This window comes from Caulobacter sp. FWC2, assembly GCF_002742625.1.
GTDB lineage: Bacteria > Pseudomonadota > Alphaproteobacteria > Caulobacterales > Caulobacteraceae > Caulobacter.
On record NZ_PEBF01000001.1, the window covers coordinates 1,774,246 to 1,790,569 of the forward strand.

Annotated in this window: 11 protein-coding genes; 5 read left to right on the forward strand and 6 right to left on the reverse strand. The window is 67.6% G+C overall.

Annotated features, from left to right (window positions below; all coding sequences use genetic code 11):
- The first annotated feature begins 86 nt into the window (after positions 1 to 86).
- The 3 genes from CSW62_RS08670 (at position 87) to CSW62_RS08680 (ending at position 3,482) form a co-directional block, all read left to right on the forward strand.
- Complete coding sequence (locus CSW62_RS08670) at positions 87 to 878, forward strand: glutathione S-transferase family protein (protein ID WP_158235411.1); 792 nt, start codon at positions 87 to 89, stop codon at positions 876 to 878.
- 294 nt (positions 879 to 1,172) lie between these two features.
- Entirely contained in the window at positions 1,173 to 2,480 is a 1,308-nt protein-coding gene (locus CSW62_RS08675) for a UDP-glucose/GDP-mannose dehydrogenase family protein (protein WP_099576834.1), read from the forward strand.
- Positions 2,481 to 2,483: 3 nt separating this feature from the next.
- The gene (locus tag CSW62_RS08680; RefSeq protein WP_099576876.1) at positions 2,484 to 3,482 is read left to right on the forward strand and encodes an NAD-dependent epimerase/dehydratase family protein; all 999 of its coding nucleotides are present in this window, start codon (positions 2,484 to 2,486) and stop codon (positions 3,480 to 3,482) included.
- 204 nt (positions 3,483 to 3,686) lie between these two features.
- Here CSW62_RS08680 and CSW62_RS08685 read toward each other — a convergent pair whose 3' ends face one another.
- The 6 genes from CSW62_RS08685 to CSW62_RS08710 form a co-directional block, all read right to left on the reverse strand.
- On the reverse strand, positions 3,687 to 5,921 hold the full coding sequence (locus tag CSW62_RS08685; RefSeq protein ID WP_099576878.1) for an outer membrane beta-barrel family protein: 2,235 nt from the start codon (positions 5,919 to 5,921) through the stop codon (positions 3,687 to 3,689).
- Between the two features lie 108 nt (positions 5,922 to 6,029).
- Positions 6,030 to 6,554: a DUF6702 family protein gene (locus CSW62_RS08690; RefSeq protein ID WP_099576879.1), complete on the reverse strand. Its 525-nt coding sequence runs from the start codon at positions 6,552 to 6,554 to the stop codon at positions 6,030 to 6,032.
- A complete protein-coding gene (locus CSW62_RS08695) occupies positions 6,551 to 8,980 on the reverse strand; it encodes a M1 family metallopeptidase (protein ID WP_099576881.1) in 2,430 nt (809 codons plus the stop codon). Before CSW62_RS08695 ends, CSW62_RS08690 begins: the two co-directional genes overlap by 4 nt.
- A gap of 85 nt (positions 8,981 to 9,065) precedes the next feature.
- The gene (locus CSW62_RS08700; RefSeq protein ID WP_099576883.1) at positions 9,066 to 11,051 is read right to left on the reverse strand and encodes a TonB-dependent receptor; all 1,986 of its coding nucleotides are present in this window, start codon (positions 11,049 to 11,051) and stop codon (positions 9,066 to 9,068) included.
- A 94-nt stretch (positions 11,052 to 11,145) separates the two neighbouring features.
- Positions 11,146 to 12,093 (reverse strand): UDP-glucuronic acid decarboxylase family protein, encoded by a 948-nt coding sequence (locus CSW62_RS08705; protein WP_099576885.1) that lies wholly within the window; start codon positions 12,091 to 12,093, stop codon positions 11,146 to 11,148.
- 62 nt (positions 12,094 to 12,155) lie between these two features.
- On the reverse strand, positions 12,156 to 14,465 hold the full coding sequence (locus CSW62_RS08710; RefSeq protein WP_099576887.1) for an acyl-CoA dehydrogenase: 2,310 nt from the start codon (positions 14,463 to 14,465) through the stop codon (positions 12,156 to 12,158).
- Between the two features lie 124 nt (positions 14,466 to 14,589).
- Between CSW62_RS08710 and CSW62_RS08715 the strand changes: the two genes are divergently transcribed.
- Together CSW62_RS08715 and CSW62_RS08720 are read left to right on the forward strand one after the other, a co-directional pair.
- Positions 14,590 to 15,585 carry an ABC transporter ATP-binding protein gene (locus CSW62_RS08715; protein WP_099576889.1) on the forward strand — a complete coding sequence of 332 codons (996 nt, stop codon included), beginning with the start codon at positions 14,590 to 14,592 and terminating at the stop codon, positions 15,583 to 15,585.
- A gap of 1 nt (position 15,586) precedes the next feature.
- Entirely contained in the window at positions 15,587 to 16,324 is a 738-nt protein-coding gene (locus CSW62_RS08720) for an ABC transporter permease (protein ID WP_099576891.1), read from the forward strand.

A 16,324-nucleotide genomic window follows, 5' to 3' on the forward strand; every position in this document is an offset into this window, starting at 1 on the left:
GCGGCGGCGGCGCGCTTGCCCCGCGCCGCCGCCGGGCAGGGGGCCTTGGAGCCCTCACAACAACAATGACAGATGAGGAGACCCTGATGGGACAGAGCATTGGACGTCGCGGTTCGCTGGCCGCGCTCGCCGGCCTGATCGCCGCCCCCCTGGCGCTGGCGGCGTCGAGAACCGCCGCCAAGCCCGCCGCGCCGATGCCGGAGGTGACGATCTATCACCTCGAAGGCCGTCGGTCTGAGCGGATCGTCTGGCTGATGGAGGAGCTGGGACTGCCGTACCAGCTGAAGTTCAAGCGTGGCGATCTCGCTGGCTCGATGGCGATGATCCGGGCCTTCAGTCCCGTGGTGCCGATGGCGCCGACGGTGACCTATGGCGACCAGGTTCTGGTCGAGTCCGGCGCGATCATCGAACTGATCCTCAACCGGCACGCTCCAGGCAAGCTGCAACCGGCCCTGGAGAGCCGGGACTATCCCGCTTACCTGATGTGGATGCACTTCGCCGAGGGCAGCCTGGCCGCGCGATTGTTCTCCGACTACCGCGCCTGGACGGCGCAGCCGCCCAAGGAGCGCTCGCGGCTGGTGGATTCCGAGGCTGTCGTCCAGTTCGCCGACGAGTTCCTGGGCAAGCACGCCTGGTTCGGCGGCGCGGCTTTCTCGGGCGCTGACATCATGATGTTTTTTCCCCTCAACGTCGCCACGGCGCTCAATCTCGTCGACGAGGCGCGGTTTCCCAACGTCGCCGCCTGGAAGGCCAGGATCGAGGCGCGGCCGGCCTATCAGCGCATGCTGGCCAAGGCGCGACCGGACGGCATGATCGGCAACCTGCCGCGCCTGCCCCAGCACGCGCCAGCAGGGCCTCGTCCAGCGCCGCAGCGATAGGGGAGGGTCTCCTAATCGCCTGCGTTCCCGCGCCCGCCTCGGCCTCACCGGTCGGGCGCGGATCAAAAGGCGCTCTGGCCATGCTGGATGAAAGCGTGGCGACCGCTGATACTGGAGATGTCTACCAGAGGCCTGAGCGCTAGAGGTGCATTGTCACGACAGCGAGAATGTCGTCGCAATGTGGAAGTATCCGGTTATTTAGCAAGCCTCCAACGTTCGGCGTCCCGTGCGTGGAAAAGGCTTCTTTGCAATTCTCGTCCCGTGGGTTGAGCGGGAACAAGCAGGTGGGAATCTATGCGCGTAGCGATGATTGGCACGGGTTATGTGGGGCTGGTGTCGGGGGCGTGCTTTGCCGACTTCGGGCACGTGGTGACGTGCATCGACAAGGACCCGTCGAAGATAGAGCGCCTCCACAAAGGCGAGATCCCGATCTTCGAGCCCGGTCTGGACGATCTGGTGGCCCGCAATGTCCGTGAGGGGCGGCTCTCCTTCACCCTGGACGGCGCCCAGGCGATCAAGAACGCCGACGCGGTGTTCATCGCGGTGGGGACGCCCACCCGGCGCGGCGACGGCCATGCGGACCTTTCCTACGTCTACGCCGCCGCCGAGGAGATCGCCGGCCTGATCGACGGCTTCACGGTGGTGGTCACCAAGTCGACCGTGCCGGTCGGCACCGGCGACGAGGTCGAGGCGATTATCCGCAAGACCAATTCGAACGCCCAGTTCGCGGTGGTGTCGAACCCCGAGTTCCTGCGCGAAGGCGCGGCGATCGAGGACTTCAAGCGTCCCGACCGCGTGGTGGTCGGCACCGAGGACGAGCGGGCCCAGGCGGTGATGCGCGAGCTCTATCGCCCCTTGAGCCTCAACGAGACCCCGATCGTCTTCACCGGCCGCCGGACCAGCGAGCTGATCAAGTACGCGGCCAACGCCTTCCTGGCGATGAAGATCACCTTCATCAACGAGATGGCCGACCTCTGCGAGAAGGTCGGGGCCGACGTCCAGCAGGTGGCCAAGGGCATCGGTCTGGACAAGCGGATCGGCGGCAAGTTCCTGAACGCTGGGCCTGGCTACGGCGGCAGCTGCTTCCCGAAGGACACCATCGCCCTGGTCCGCACGGCTCAGCAATACGGCGCCCCGACCCGCCTGATCGAGACCACGGTCGAGGTCAACGACGCCCGCAAGAAGGCCATGGCCGCCAAGGTGGCCCACGCCATCGGCGCCGAGGACCTGACCGGCAAGACGATCGGCGTGCTGGGCGTGACCTTCAAGCCGAACACCGACGACATGCGCGACGCCCCCAGCCTCGACATCCTGCCGGCCTTGCAGGCCATGGGCGCCAAGGTGCAGGCCTTCGATCCGGAAGGCGCGAAGGAAGCCGCCCACATGCTCAGGGACGTCGACTTCAAGACCGGCGCCTACGAGGCGGCCGAGGGCGCCGACGCCCTGGTCATCCTGACCGAGTGGGACCAGTTCCGGGCGCTGGATCTGGACCGCGTTAAGCTCCTGATGAAGGCCCCGGTCGTGGTGGACCTGCGCAATGTCTACAAGCCCGCGGAGATGGTACGGCACGGCTTTACCTACGCCAGTATCGGCCGAGGCTGAGCCATGGCGCCTCCGATCATCGTCACTGGCGCGGCGGGCTTCGTGGGCTACCACGTCGCCGAGCGCCTCCTTGATCGCGGCGAGGCGGTGGTTGGCGTCGATGTGTTCAACGCCTACTACGATCCGGCTTTGAAGGAAGCGCGGGCGGCGCGACTGGTCGGCCGCGAAGACTTCACCATGGTCCGCATGGACATCGCCGATCATGAGGCCTTCGCCGAACTGGTGAAGACCTCGGGCGCGAAGCAGGTGATCCACCTGGCCGCCCAGGCCGGGGTCCGCTACTCGATCGAGAACCCGTTCGCCTACGAGCGCAGCAATCTCGCGGGCCACCTGTCGGTGCTGGAGGCCTGTCGCCACGCCGGGGTGGAGCACCTGGTCTACGCCAGCTCGTCCAGCGTCTATGGCGACCGGCCGCTGAACGGCGACGGCTTCCGCGAGAGCGACCCGGCCGAAAGCCCGGTGTCGCTGTATGCGGCGACGAAGCGTTCGTGCGAACTGCTGAGCCAGAGCTACGCCAAGCTTTACGGCTTTCCCCAGTCGGGCCTGCGGTTCTTTACCGTCTATGGCCCGTGGGGCCGGCCGGACATGGCCTATTTCGGCTTCACCGAGAAGATGCTGAAGGGCGAGGCGATCGAGGTCTATGGCGAGGGCAGGATGGCCCGCGACTTCACCTATATCGACGACATCGTCGACGGCATCGTCGGCGTGCTCGACCACCCGCCGGCTCAGGGCGGTCACGAGGTCTACAATATCGGCGACAACGATCCTGTCGGGCTGATGGAGATGATCTCGACCCTCGAGGCCGCCCTGGGCATCGAGGCCAAGAAGGTCTTCCTGCCGATGCAGCCCGGCGATGTTCCGGCCACCTTCGCCAATATCGACAAGCTGCAGGCGCTGTGCGGCTACAAGCCCAAGGTCAAGCTGGCCGAGGGGCTGGCTAGGTTCGTCGCGTGGCGGCGGGAGAGCGCGACCCGGTTTGCCGCGAATATAGACGCCATTTAGCGTCCTTCTGCGGCATTGGATGAGGTGACGGCGAAGGGCTTAGTGCGCATCCAGGCGTCTAGCCAACGGCTGATCGCCAAGGGTTTCCACGGTTTGCCCATAGAGCGTCGGCCAGAGGAAGCGTTCGCTCCAGGACGAGGCCGGCCGCTGCAACGGATTTGTCGCAGGGCCGGCCGATTTGTCGCCCAGGGTTTGGGCAGGGATCTATAGCGGGCCCGCGCCGCCGGGGCTGGTCTGGAAGTCGAAGGCCGGCTCGCGGCGGCGGCGCGGGTCGGGGGCGCCGGTTCCGCCGAAGTTGTAGGTGACGCCGACGAAGATGGCCCGCAGGTCCAGGTCGAGGGCGCGGCGGTCCTTCAGGGCCGGGGTGTCGATGACCAGCTTGTCGCCGAAGGTCTTCAGCGCGTCCTGCACTGTCACCACGCCGGAGACGCGGTCGTTGAACTTGTGGCGGTAGCCCAGCAGCAGCATGCCGGTCGGCTCCTTGTAGCCCTGCGGCGTCAGGCGCTTGCCCGTGGCGAAGCCGCTGATCTGCAGGAAGTCCTTGGGCGTCGCCTGCACGTTCAGGGCCGCGTAGCCCGACACGGTCCAGGCTGAGCGCTTGTCCGGGAAGCCCAGGTCCGTGGCGCCGATCTCGTTCCAGAAGGCGTTGCCGCTGATCGTGTACGAGATCTTGGGCGTCAGGCGGGCGTTGGCGACCAGCTCCAGGCCGCCGCTGCGGCTCTTGGCCAGGTTGGCCTTGCTGGTCAGAAGCACGCCGTTGCCGATGTCGCGGACCACGTCGGTGACGCCGTCGCGCGCCTCACGGTAGTAGAGCGTGCCCTGGTAGTAGTTGTAGCCCTTGCGCAGCTGGTAGCCGACCTCGAACGAGTCCGTGGTCTGCGGCTTCAGGCGCGGGTCGCCCTGACGGTAGCTATAGGGGTCCTGGTAGATCCGGTACGGGTTCAGGTCCTGGGCCGTCGGGCGCTGGATGCGGCGGCTGTAGCTGGCGTTGATCTGTCGGGTGTCGTCGACCTTGTACTGCACATGCAGCGACGGATAGGCGCGCAGGTAGTCGTAGCTGTCCTTCAGCTTCGAGGTGACCTGGTTGGTGTCGACCGTGACCTCCTCGATCCGCAGGCCCGGCATGATGGTCAGGTCGCCGATCGGGCGGCTGAGGGTCGCGTAGACCGCGTGGACGACCTGGTCGTACTTGAACTGGTTGGTCAGGGCCGGATCGACCGCCAGGGCGCCGCCCGTCGGGCCGCGCGCGCCGTAGTTGTCATAGTCGTTGTTGTCGACCTGCAGCTCGTAGCCCGCCACAAGCTTGGCGCCGCCGGGCAGGGGACGCTTGTACTCGGCCTTCAGGCGGCTCTGGACCAGTTCGTCGCCGATGCTGACGTGCTCGACATAGTTCGAGACGGCCGGCAGCTGGTTGAAGCCGTTGGCGTCGGTCAGCTGGCGGTCGCGGGTGCGCTCGACGCTGGTGTGCAGGGTGAACTCATGCTCGTCGCCGGAGAACTTGTGGCGCAGGTCGCCGGACAGGCCGCCCACTGACTTCTTCATCTTGCCGTCGCTGAGGCGCTGATAGCGGACGATGGGCGCGCCATTGACGTCCTTGCCCTCGTAGGACGAGCCGGACTTGGAGCTGTAGGACGTGTCGTTGTAGCGGGCCTCGGCGCTGAGGCGGGTCTGCTTGTCGAGGTCGTAGTCGACGCCGGCGCGGAGGTTGTGGGACTGGCCGTGGCTGTTGAAGCCGACGTTCTGATGGCTGTCGGCGTAGCGACCCGTGACGGGGTCCAGGCGCGAGCGGTCGTCCTCGATGGAGCCCTTGGCCTTGTCGCGACGCCAGCCGGCGTCGGCCGACAGGGTCAGCTTCTTGGTGTTGCGAGCCAGGCTGATGCTGGCGTTCTTGCGGCCTTCGGTGCCCATGTTGGCGCGGACCGAGCCAGTCGTGCCGACCCCGCGCTGCTGCTTGGTGATCAGGTTGATGATCCCGGCCGAGCCCTCGGGGCTGAAGGCGGCCGAGGGGTTGGTCATCACCTCGACGCGCTCGAACTGGCTGGCGGGGATCTGCTGCAGCACCTGGCCGCGGTTGTCGCCCTTGAACATGCCGGACGGCTTGCCGTCGATCATGATGGTGACGTTGGGATCGCCGCGCAGGCTGACATTGCCCTGCACATCGACCTGCACCGAGGGGACGTTGCGAAGCACGTCGGCGACCGAGCCGGTGGTGGCCTGGAGGTCCTTGCCCAGGCTGTAGCTGCGGCGGTCGATCGAGGTCTTGATGTCCTGGGCCGAGGGGGCGGTGATGGTCACGCCCTGGACCTGGGTGGATTGCTCCTTCTTGGCCGGGGCGGGCGCCGTCGGGGCAGGGGGCGTGGTCTGGGCGGCGGCGGCCGTGCTGAGGGCGGCCAGGCCCGTGGCGGCCAGCAGGGCCGCGCGGCGGGTCGTGAAGGTCATGGAAGGTCTCCTCTGTTGCGAGGACCTTGCCGGAACGACTCAAAGCGTTGCAGTGCCGGGCGTCAGGCGCGCGGGGTGACGTTTGTCATGTCGGCCTGGTCAGGGCGGTCAGTGGGCCGTATCTACCGCGTCCAGGGTCTGGGGCGTGGCGGCGTCGGCGCCGTTGAACACCAGGGTGCGCGTCACGCCGAGGCGGCGGATGTTCACCTGGTTGGCTTCATCGCCATAGACATCGGCGAACATCGCGGCCCGGACCTCGACGGCGGCGCCGACGTCGGCCGGGGCGATCTTGCCGGCATATTCGAAACGGACCTCGTCCGCGCCCAGGGTCATGTCCTTCAGGGTAAGGGCGACCGGCGCGTCGTTCACCGCCACCGCGAAGGTGCGCAGCATGTAGGTCTTCAGCGCCTCGATGGCGTCAGGATCGTCGAGGCTGGTCTGGGCGTCGGGAGCGATCACCGCCAGGGCCGGTTCGGCGTCGTGCGTCGGAATCCGGTGACTGACGGTGACCGCGCCGGACTTGGCGTCGATCGCCACGACGCTCAGCGCGCCGTGGCCGCGATGCGCGGCCGCCGGGAGCGGGGCGAGCACGAGGCCCGCCGCCGCGATCAGGACGGCCGCGCGCGCGATCACTTCGGACCTTCGTCCTTCTTGTCGCCGTCCTTCTTCGGTTCGGCCGAGGGATAGGTGGCGAGGCCACCCGGCTCGACCTTCAGATTGGCGTCCTTCATGCGGCTGCCCATCTCGGGGAACTTGATGATCTTCAGCGTCGTCGGCGTGATGGCGCCGTCATAGACGTTGTTGCCGCGATCCGCGTCGGCGGTTTCCCACAGCGGATCGAGCTCGGCGCCCTTCAGGTCCTTGGGCGAGACGTACTGCCAGGTGACCTGCTTGGAGTTCTTGCGCCAGATCTCGGCCGGGATGCGGACCGTCTCGCTGGTGCCGTCGGCGAAGTTCATCTTCAGGATCACCGGCATCACCAGACCGCCGATGTTGCGGAAGGTGAAGCGGTAGAGGTTGTCCTTGAAGTCCTGGGCGGCCAGATCTTCCGGCGTCATGTCCTCACGCGCCGACTTGGCCTTCTTGCGGGCGCTGTCGAACACGGCGAACTCGTCCGTCTGGTCGTAGAAGTCGCGAACCTTGGGGTCGCGGTCGACGACGGTCGGGGCCTTGTTGTTGGCGGCGGTGCGCGATTCCGGCTCGATGCCGCGCGCGGCCTTGCGGACGGCGGCCTCGGCGTCGGGATCACCGCTGTCCAGTCGCGCCTTGACGATCTTGTCCAGCGAGATGTCGACGTGGTCAGTGGAGTAGAACCAGCCGCGCCAGAACCAGTCGAGGTCGACGCCCGAGGACTCTTCCATGGTGCGGAAGAAGTCGTAAGGGGTCGGGTGCTTGAAGCGCCAGCGGTTGGCGTACTCCTTGAAGGCGCGGTCGAACAGCTCGCGGCCCATGACCGTCTCGCGCAGGATCACCAGGGCGGTGGCGGGCTTGGTGTAGCCGTTCGGACCGAACTGGATGACCGAGTCAGACTGGGTCATCAGCGGCACCTGGTCCTGGCTGACCATGTAGTCGACGATGTCCTTGGGCTCACCGCGACGCGACGGGAACTTCTTGTCCCACTGCATCTCGGCCTGGAACTCGAGGAAGCTGTTGAGGCCCTCGTCCATCCAGGTCCACTGACGCTCGTCCGAGTTGACGATCATCGGGAAGTAGTTGTGGCCGACCTCGTGGATGACCACGCCGATCAGGCCGTACTTGGCGCGCTCGGTATAGGTCAGGGCGCCCGTCTTCTTGTCCTTCGTCGGCCGCGGGCCGTTGAAGGAGATCATCGGATATTCCATGCCGCCGACCGGGCCGTTGACCGACTGGGCCACCGGATAGGGATAGGCGAAGGTGAAGTCCGAATAGACCTTCAGGGTGTGGGCGATCGACTTGGTCGAATAGGCGTCCCACAGCGGGCGCGCTTCCTTCGGGAAGAACGACATGGCCATGACCACCGGATGGGCGGCGTCGCCCTCCTGCTTCACGCCCAGGGCGTCCCAGACGAACTTGCGCGAGCTGGCCCAGCCGAAGTCGCGGACGTTGGTCGCCGAGAACACCCAGGTCTTCTCGGTCGTGGCCTTGCCCTTCTCGGCGGCCAGGGCCTCCTCGGGGGTGACGACATAGACGGGCTCGGCGGCGGTGCGGGCCTTGGTCAGGCGGTCGCGCTGGGCGGCGCTGAGCACGGCGGCCGGGTTTTGCAGCACGCCCGTGGCCGAGACCACGTGGTCGGACGGCACGGTCAGGGCGACGCGGTAGTCGCCGAACTCCAGGGTGAACTCGCCCGAACCGAGGAAGGCCTTGTTGTGCCAGCCTTCATAGTCCGAATAGACGGCCAGACGCGGGAACCACTGGGCGCCCTCGTAGATGCAGTTGCCGTCTTCGCCCTTGCCAGTGAAGCACTCATAGCCGCTGCGGCCGCCGACGACCTTGTTCTCGACCATGGGCAGCGACCATTCGATCGTGATCTTGGTCTCGCCGCCATTGCCGCGCACGGCGGTGGGCAGGTCGACGCGCAGCAGCGTGTCGACGACGGTGAACTTCAGCGGACGGCCCGAGGCGTCCTTCACCGACTTGATGGTGAAGCCGCCTTCCCAGTCCTTGAAGCGCTGGATGCGACGCACCTGGCCCAGGGTGATGTTGTCGCCCGAGACGGTCTCGGTCAGCTTGCTGATCGAGTCGCGCTTGTAGTCCTGGTCCAGCAACAGCCACAGATAGGGCAGGTTGTCCGGCGAGTTGTTCTTGTAGTTGATCGTTTCCTTGCCGGTCAGCAGCTTGGTGTCTTCGTTCAGGTGAACGTTGACGTCGTAGTCGACCTTCTGCTGCCAGTAGCGATAGCCCGGCGCGCCGGCCGCGTTGCGGTAGTCGGTCGGCGACGGCCAGTCTTCGCCCTCGAGCTGGCGGAACTTGTCGTCGAACGGCGCCTTGGTCTGTTTGATGGCGTCGGCATGAGCGACAGTGGAAGCGAGCGCGGCGGCGAGCACGCCGGCCACGACGTAGCGGATAGAACGTTTTGACAAATCCTGCCCCTCAGAACCCTGACTAAACCCCGCCGCGACCTTGGCAGGGCGCGGAAGAAAATCACCCCATTTTCGCCGTAGTGTGTCAGAAATTTATCTTCATGCCGAGCCGTGCGGCACGGGGCTCCACGGGGTGGAAATGGACGTCGTCCACGCCGTCCGCCGGCTCGCCGGGAAGGCGCGAGGCGTAGGAATAGGCGATGTCGTCCTTCTGGCTGTTGGTCAGGTTCAGGACCTCGAGCATCAGGCTGGCCTTGCCGAAGTCCTGCACGAACAGCGCATTGACCAGGCTGGTGGGCTTTGAGCGCACGGAATCGTCCTCGATCAGCGGCGCGGCGCCGAGGCGTCGCCAGGTGAGCGACAGGGTCGAGGCCTGGCCCAGCTTCCAGCTGGCGCCGGCGCTCAGCACTGAACTGACGGCGTTGGGGATGCGCTCGCCATTCGTGAAGCGGGCGTGGGTCCCGGCATAGGAGGCCGTCAGGTTCAGGCGCGCGTTCGGCCGCCAGTCGGCCAACAGCTCGATCCCCTTGCGCCGGGTGGCGCCGGCGGCCTCGGTGAAGCCGGCGTCGCCGACATAGACGAGCTCGGAATCGACGTGCAGCGCCCAGGCGGCCGCCGTCAGGGTCAGGCCGTCGTGCTTCCAGCGCAGGCCCAATTCCGCGCCGTCCGACGGCGACAACAGCGGCGCGCGCTCGGCCGGATCGCCAGTGACCGGATCGACCGTGATCACCGCCCCGCGCGCGTCGTTGGAGTGGAAGCCGCGCCCGGCGTCGGCATAGAGTTCGAACGTCTTCGACACCCGCCAGGCCAGGGCCAGCTTGGGGCTGACCAGCAGGTCGCTGACGTCGCCGGCGTTGCGCGGGTCGCCGGCCTTGACGTCCGCGCCCATGGCGTCGGCGCGCAGGCCGAAGGTGGCGTCCAGCTTGCCGAAGGACCGGGAGGCCTCGCCCCACAGCGCCGTCGACCATTCGGTCAGCGCGTCCTGGCGCACCGTCTCGCGGCGCACCCGGGCCGTGGTGCGGTAGAGGCCGACCTTGCCGATGTCGTCGACGCGGGCCGAGACGCCCGTGCGGGCGCTCCAGCCGTCGCCCAAGGTCCAGCGCTTGGTCAGCGACCCGCCATAGATCCAGCGCTGGTCGACCTGCTCGAACTGGTCGCCATGGACCGGGTCGTCGAGGAAGTAGGTGAAGTTCGAATAGAGATCGAGCTTGTAGCGCTGGACATAGACCACGCTGTCCAGGCCGCGCAGCAGGTCGCGGCGGCGGGCCGACAGGATGTAGCGCGAGGTGCTCCCTCCGTCGGTCTTGTCGACCGCGTCGAGATAGCCCAGCCGCCCATCCTCGACCGCGCGGCGCGGGATCTGGTCGGTGGCGTTCCAGTCGGCGTCGTAGGCCAGGGCGGTGATCGACCAGCCCCCGACCAGGGCGCGACCCAGGAGGTTGATCTTCTTCAGGTCCTCTGGCGTCGACCAGGCGCCGCGCGCGGTCGACAGGTCGGCGGCGACCAGCACGTTCTGGCTCAGCGCCTTGGAGCCGACGGCGCGGTAATAGTCGTTCTCGCCAGCCCAGGCCTGCAGGCCGTCGCCGTGCAGGTGGTCGGCGGTCTCGAAGGCCACGGCGCCGGCGGTGGCGAAGTCGCCGTTCTCGGCCGAGTAGGGGCCCTTCTTGAAGCCGATGTCGTGGACGAACTCGGGCGTCAGGACATTGAGGTCGAGGTAGCCCTGGCCGTGACCGTGACTGGGCAGGTTCAGCGGCACGCCGTCCAGCGAGGCCGAGAGGTCGGTGCCGTGGTCCAGGTTGAAGCCGCGCAGGAAGTACTGGTTGGCCTTGCCCGCGCCGGAGTGCTGGGTCGCGGCCAGGCCTGGCACGGCCTCGATCAACTCGCCTGGACGCAGCAGCGGCCGCACGGCGAAGTCGGCATAGCTGATCCGGCCCTCGCTGGCCGAGGTCGCGCGGCCGAGGTCGTTGGCCCGGCGGCCCCAGACCGAAATGGCCTCGACCTCCTGGGCCTGGGCGAGGGCCGGCGTCGAGGCGGCGGCGAGCAGGGCGGTCAGAAACACCGAACGGATCATGCTCGGCTGATAGGCGAGCAGTACGCTTTGGACAAGTTCCGCGCCGTCATCGACGTCGGTCTGAAAGTCCGACGGAGCGGCGGAGCCGAAGTTGCTAAGCCGCCTTCAGCAGCCCGTCGAAATACTCGATCGTCCGCATCAGGCCGACCTTCAGCGGGGCGGTCGGAGTCCAGTCCAGCACCTGATTGGCCAGGGTGATGTCGGGCTGGCGCTGGCGCGGGTCGTCTGAGGGCAGGGGGCGGTGAACCAGGCCCGACTTGCTGCCGGTCAGTTCCACGACCAGTTCGGCCAGCTGCCTCATCGTGAACTCGACGGGATTGCCCAGATTGATCGGGCCGGTCACGTCGTCGCCCGTGTTCATCAGCCGGATCAGGCCGTCGACCAGGTCGTCGACATAGCAGAACGAACGCGTCTGGGCGCCGTCGCCATAGAGGGTGATGTCCTCGCCCTTCAGCGCCTGGACGATGAAATTCGACACCACGCGCCCGTCGTTCGGGTGCATTCGCGGCCCATAGGTGTTGAAGATCCGCGCCACCTTGATGCGCAGCTTGTGCTGGCGCCAGTAGTCGAAGAACAGGGTCTCGGCGCAGCGCTTGCCCTCGTCGTAGCACGAGCGAATGCCGATCGGATTGACGTTGCCCCAGTAGCTCTCGACCTGCGGGTGGATGCTGGGGTCGCCGTACACTTCCGACGTCGAGGCCTGCAGGATCCTGGCCTTCACCCGCTTGGCCAGGCCCAGCATGTTGATCGCCCCGTGGACGCTGGTCTTGGTCGTCTGCACGGGGTCGAACTGGTAGTGCACGGGGCTGGCCGGGCAAGCCAGGTTGTAGATCTGGTCGACCTCGACATAGAGCGGCATGGTCACGTCATGGCGCAGCAGCTCGAAGCGCGGATTGGTCAGGTTCTGGGCCACGTTCTGGCGCGAGCCCGTATAGTAGTTGTCGACGCACAGGACTTCGGCCCCGGTCTCGAGCAGCCGGTCGCACAGATGCGAGCCGACGAAGCCGGCGCCGCCGGTCACCAGGATTCTCTGCGTATGCATGGACCGGCCGACCTTTCAGGGACTCGCGGAGAGTCGTCCCTGACGTTGTACCGCCGCGCTTTCTAGGCCGTCGAGCCCTCGCCGAAAGAGCGGGGCTCGGGGACGACCGAGGGCTCGGCGATCGGCTTGGGCCGCTTGGCGGGCTGGACCGCTTCCGCTGGGCGGGGCGAGAGCTGCTCGGGCGCGAAGTCATCGACCGCGATCACGGCCGCTATGGCCTGGTCGGCGGCGTTGAGGGCGGCGATCTCGTCCGGGGTCAGCAGGTTCTTGGCCAGGCCGTCCTTCCAGTGGCGCACGCCTTGGTCCTTCAACCGATCGTGGATCGGCTGGGTGGCGACCACGCGCTCGAAGGCGTCGATCAACTGGCCGACCGCCTCGTCCTTGCCGCCGACATAGACGCCCTCGACCAGGCGGTCACGGGTGGCGGACGGGTGCAGGATCAGGTCGGCGCAGGCGCGGGTGACGTGATCCGACGGGCCCCTGCGGCGTGCGCCGAACGGCAGCACCGCCGCGCGCAACAACCATCCCGCGAAGCGGTTGGGCAGGTTGGCGAACACTTCGTCCAGCCGCTGCTCGATCGTGGCGAAGGCGGTTTCGGCGCACCATTGCAGCAGCGGGAAGTCGGCGTCCGGCCGGCCGTCGTCCTCCCAACGCTTCAGGGCGCCCGACAGGAAGTACATCTCGGAAAGAATGTCGCCCAGGCGCGCCGACAACATCTCCTTACGCTTCAGCTCGCCGCCCAGCGTTAGCAGGGCGATGTCCGAGGTCAGGGCGAAGGCGGCGCTGTAGCGGCCCAGCTTGCGATAGAAGCGGGCGGCGCGACCGGCGTCCGGCGCGGGCGACAGGGCGCCGTCGGTCCAGGCGCGGGCGGTGGCGCGCAGGCCGTTGCGCAGGGCGTGGACGACATGCTTCCAGAAGGTCTCGTCGAACTGCGCGAGGCCCTTGGCCTCGTCCTGATCGCCCAGGGCCAGGATCTCTTGCAACATGTAGGGGTGGGCGCGGATCGCGCCTTGGCCGAACACCATCAGGCTGCGGGTCAGGATATTCGCGCCCTCGACCGTGATGCCGACCGGCAGGGCGCGGTACTGGCTGCCCATGTAGTTGCGGGGGCCTTCCATGATCGCCTTGCCGCCGTGGACGTCCATGGCGTCGTTGACGACCACGCGCATCCGCTCGGTCGCGCCGGACTTCATCATCGCCGAGATGACCGACGGGTGCTTGCCGAGATCGAGGCCGGCGCAGGTCAGCCGCCGTGCGCCGTCGACCAGGTAGGCGTTGCCGGCGATGCGGGCCAGGCGCTCCTGGACGCCCTCGAACTTGCCGATGGCGATGCCGAACTGGCTGCGCACCCGGGCGTAGGCGCCGGTGGTCAGCGCGCTATAGGCCGCCGCCGCGCCGGCCATGGCGGGCAGGGAGATGCCGCGCCCTGCCGCCAGGGCGGTCATCAGCATCTTCCAACCCTGGCCGGCGCGTTCGGCGCCGCCGATGATCAGGTCCAGCGGGATGAAGACGTCCTCGCCCCAGTTCGGGCCGTTCTGGAAGGTCTGGAAGGCCGGTAGGTGGCGGCGGCCGATGCTGACCCCGGGAGTGTCGGTCGGGACCAGGGCGCAGGTGATGCCGATGTCCTCTTCACCGCCCAGCAGGCGGTCGGGGTCGCGCAGCTTGAAGGCCAGGCCCAGGACCGTGCAGACGGGACCCAGCGTGATGTAGCGCTTGTGCCAGTTCAGACGGACGCCCAGGACGCTCTCGCCTTTCCACGTTCCGCGAACGACCACGCCCTCGTCGACCATGGCGCCGGCGTCCGAGCCCGCCTCGGGACTGGTTAGGCCGAAGGCGGGCACCTCGCGGCCGTCGGCGAGGCGCGGCAGCCAGTAGTCCTGCTGTTCCTTCGTCCCGAACTTCACCAGCAACTCGCCCGGACCGAGGGAGTTGGGCACCATCGCCGTCACCGCCGCTGAGGTCGAGCGGGTGGCGATCCTGCGGACGATCTCGGCGTGACCAAAGGCCGAGAAACCCAGGCCCCCGAATTCCCGCGGGATGATCATGCCGAAGAACTTCTCGCGCTTCAGAAAGTCCCAGACCTCGGGCGGCAGGTCGCGCGTCTCCCAGGTCATGCGCCAGTCGTCGAGCATGGCGCACAGGGCGTTTACCGGCCCATCGAAGAACGCCTGTTCCTCGGGGCTCAGCGTCGGCTTGGGATAGGAGAGCAGTTCGTTCCAGTCCGGATCGCCGGTGAACAGGTTCGCATCCCACCAGGTGTCGCCGGCCTCGAGCGCGTCGCGCTCGGTCTCCGAAAGGGCGGGCAGCACGCCCTTGGCCCACTGGTAGATCGGGCGGGTGATGGTGTCCCGGCGGAACGAAGAGCTGATCATGACGCTGCCTCACGGATACTCGCGTTGTCAAAACGCGAGGGCGGCGAGGCGGCTCCGCGAAAACCTGGCCTTGGATGACTTAAGGGTGACGTTTGTCATGTGGCGCCCGTGACGTGCGGCACTGATGGATGGCGTCCGGCGGCGGCATGGTGGCTTCACAACGAGGGAGCCACCCATGTCACCCACAACTTCCGAACCGATCGCCATGCTGCGCCAGGTGGTCAAGCGCCGGGGCGCGACCCTGGCCCTGAACGGCCTGGATCTCGACATCCGTCCTGGACAGTGCGTCGCGCTGCTGGGTCCGAACGGGGCCGGCAAGAGCACCAGCGTCGCCCTGCTGACCGGCCGCCTGCGTCCCGACGCCGGGACCGCCAGCCTGTTCGGCGGCGATCCGCGCGACGTCGCCGCCCGGGGCCGCATGGGGGTCATGCTGCAGGAGGCCGGCCTGCCGCGCACCCTGACCGTCCGCGAGCAGGTCGACCTGTTCCGGGGTTACTATCGCAAGCCCCGTCCGCTGGAGGAGACCCTGCGCCTGGCCGGCCTCGAAGGTCTGGAGCGTCGCCGCTGCGGCGCGCTGTCCGGCGGCCAGCAGCGCCGCGTGCAGTTCGCCCTGGCCATCGCCGGCCGCCCGGACTTCCTGGTGTTGGACGAGCCGACCACCGGCATGGACATCGACGCCCGTCGCGGCCTGTGGACCGCCGTCCGCGCCGAGATCGCCCGGGGCGCGGCCGTACTGCTCACCACCCACCACCTGGACGAGGCCGAGGCCCTGGCCGACCGCATCGTGGTCATCGACCACGGCCAGGTCATCGCCGACGGCTCGCCCGAAGCGATCAAGAGCCAGGTCTCCGGCGTCGCCATCCGCTGCCGCACGCGCCTGTCGGACGCCGAGTTGTCGGCTCTGGCCCGGGTCACAGGCGTCAGCCGTGACGGCGGCAGGGTCACGCTGCTGACCACCTCGGCGCCCGCCACGCTGCGCGAGCTGCTGGCGCGTGACGAAACCGTCGATGACCTGACCGTCGCTGGCGCCTCGCTGGAGGACGCCGTCACCCGTCTCGTGCAGGCCGGCGCGCCGGCTTCAACCCGTCAAGCCCCCCTTGGCCAAACTGAGGTCGCCTGAGATGCACACCCTGTTCGTCTACATCCGTGAAGCCCGCGCCCAGATCGTCTCCACCTGGCGCACCCCGCAGTTCATCATTCCCAGCGTGGCCCTGCCGCTGCTGTTCTATGGGGTGATGGGCCTTGGTCTCAGCAAGGGGCGCGAGGAGATCGCCCACATGATGCTGGCCAACTATGTGATCTTCGCCGCCATCGCCCCGGCCATGTTCGGTTTCGGCGCCGCCGTCGCCGCCGAGCGCGAGGCCAAGCTGATCGAGCTGAAGCAGATCGCGCCTTTGCCCGCCGGGGGCTATCTGGCCGGCCGCCTGATCGCCGCCCTGGTCCTGGTCGGAGTCTCGATCGGCCTCCTCGGCGCCCTGGCTCGGTTCGGGGGCGTGACGATGGTCCCCTGGCGCTGGGCGGCGACCCTGGGCCTGGGCCTGGCCTCGGCTATCCCATTCGCCCTGATCGGTCTGAACATCGGCATGCGGTTCGGCTCGCAAGGCGCCACCGCCGTGGCCAACCTGCTGTTCCTCAGCTTCAGCCTGTTCGGGGGGCTGTGGGTGCCGCTCAGCATCATGCCGAAGTGGGCCGGCGACATCGCCGAGGTCACGCCGTCCTATCACCTGGGACAGCTGTCGCAGATGCTGTCGGGCATGCAGCCGATGGCGGACGTTCCGCACCACCTCTCGATCCTGGCCGCGATCAGCATCGCCGCCATGATCGGAGCCTGGGCCGCCTGGCGGCGGCAATCGGCTTGA

Bases quoted from the DNA above. Each gene is read 5' to 3' on its own strand.
- CSW62_RS08720 (WP_099576891.1), top strand. From the start codon at position 15,587: ATGCACACCCTGTTCGTCTACATCCGTGAAGCCCGCGCCCAGATCGTC.
- CSW62_RS08705 (WP_099576885.1), bottom strand. From the start codon at position 12,093: ATGCATACGCAGAGAATCCTGGTGACCGGCGGCGCCGGCTTCGTCGGC.
- CSW62_RS08700 (WP_099576883.1), bottom strand. From the start codon at position 11,051: ATGATCCGTTCGGTGTTTCTGACCGCCCTGCTCGCCGCCGCCTCGACG.
- CSW62_RS08710 (WP_099576887.1), bottom strand. From the start codon at position 14,465: ATGATCAGCTCTTCGTTCCGCCGGGACACCATCACCCGCCCGATCTAC.
- CSW62_RS08680 (WP_099576876.1), top strand. From the start codon at position 2,484: ATGGCGCCTCCGATCATCGTCACTGGCGCGGCGGGCTTCGTGGGCTAC.
- CSW62_RS08685 (WP_099576878.1), bottom strand. From the start codon at position 5,921: ATGACCTTCACGACCCGCCGCGCGGCCCTGCTGGCCGCCACGGGCCTG.
- CSW62_RS08670 (WP_158235411.1), top strand. From the start codon at position 87: ATGGGACAGAGCATTGGACGTCGCGGTTCGCTGGCCGCGCTCGCCGGC.
- CSW62_RS08715 (WP_099576889.1), top strand. From the start codon at position 14,590: ATGGATGGCGTCCGGCGGCGGCATGGTGGCTTCACAACGAGGGAGCCA.
- CSW62_RS08675 (WP_099576834.1), top strand. From the start codon at position 1,173: ATGCGCGTAGCGATGATTGGCACGGGTTATGTGGGGCTGGTGTCGGGG.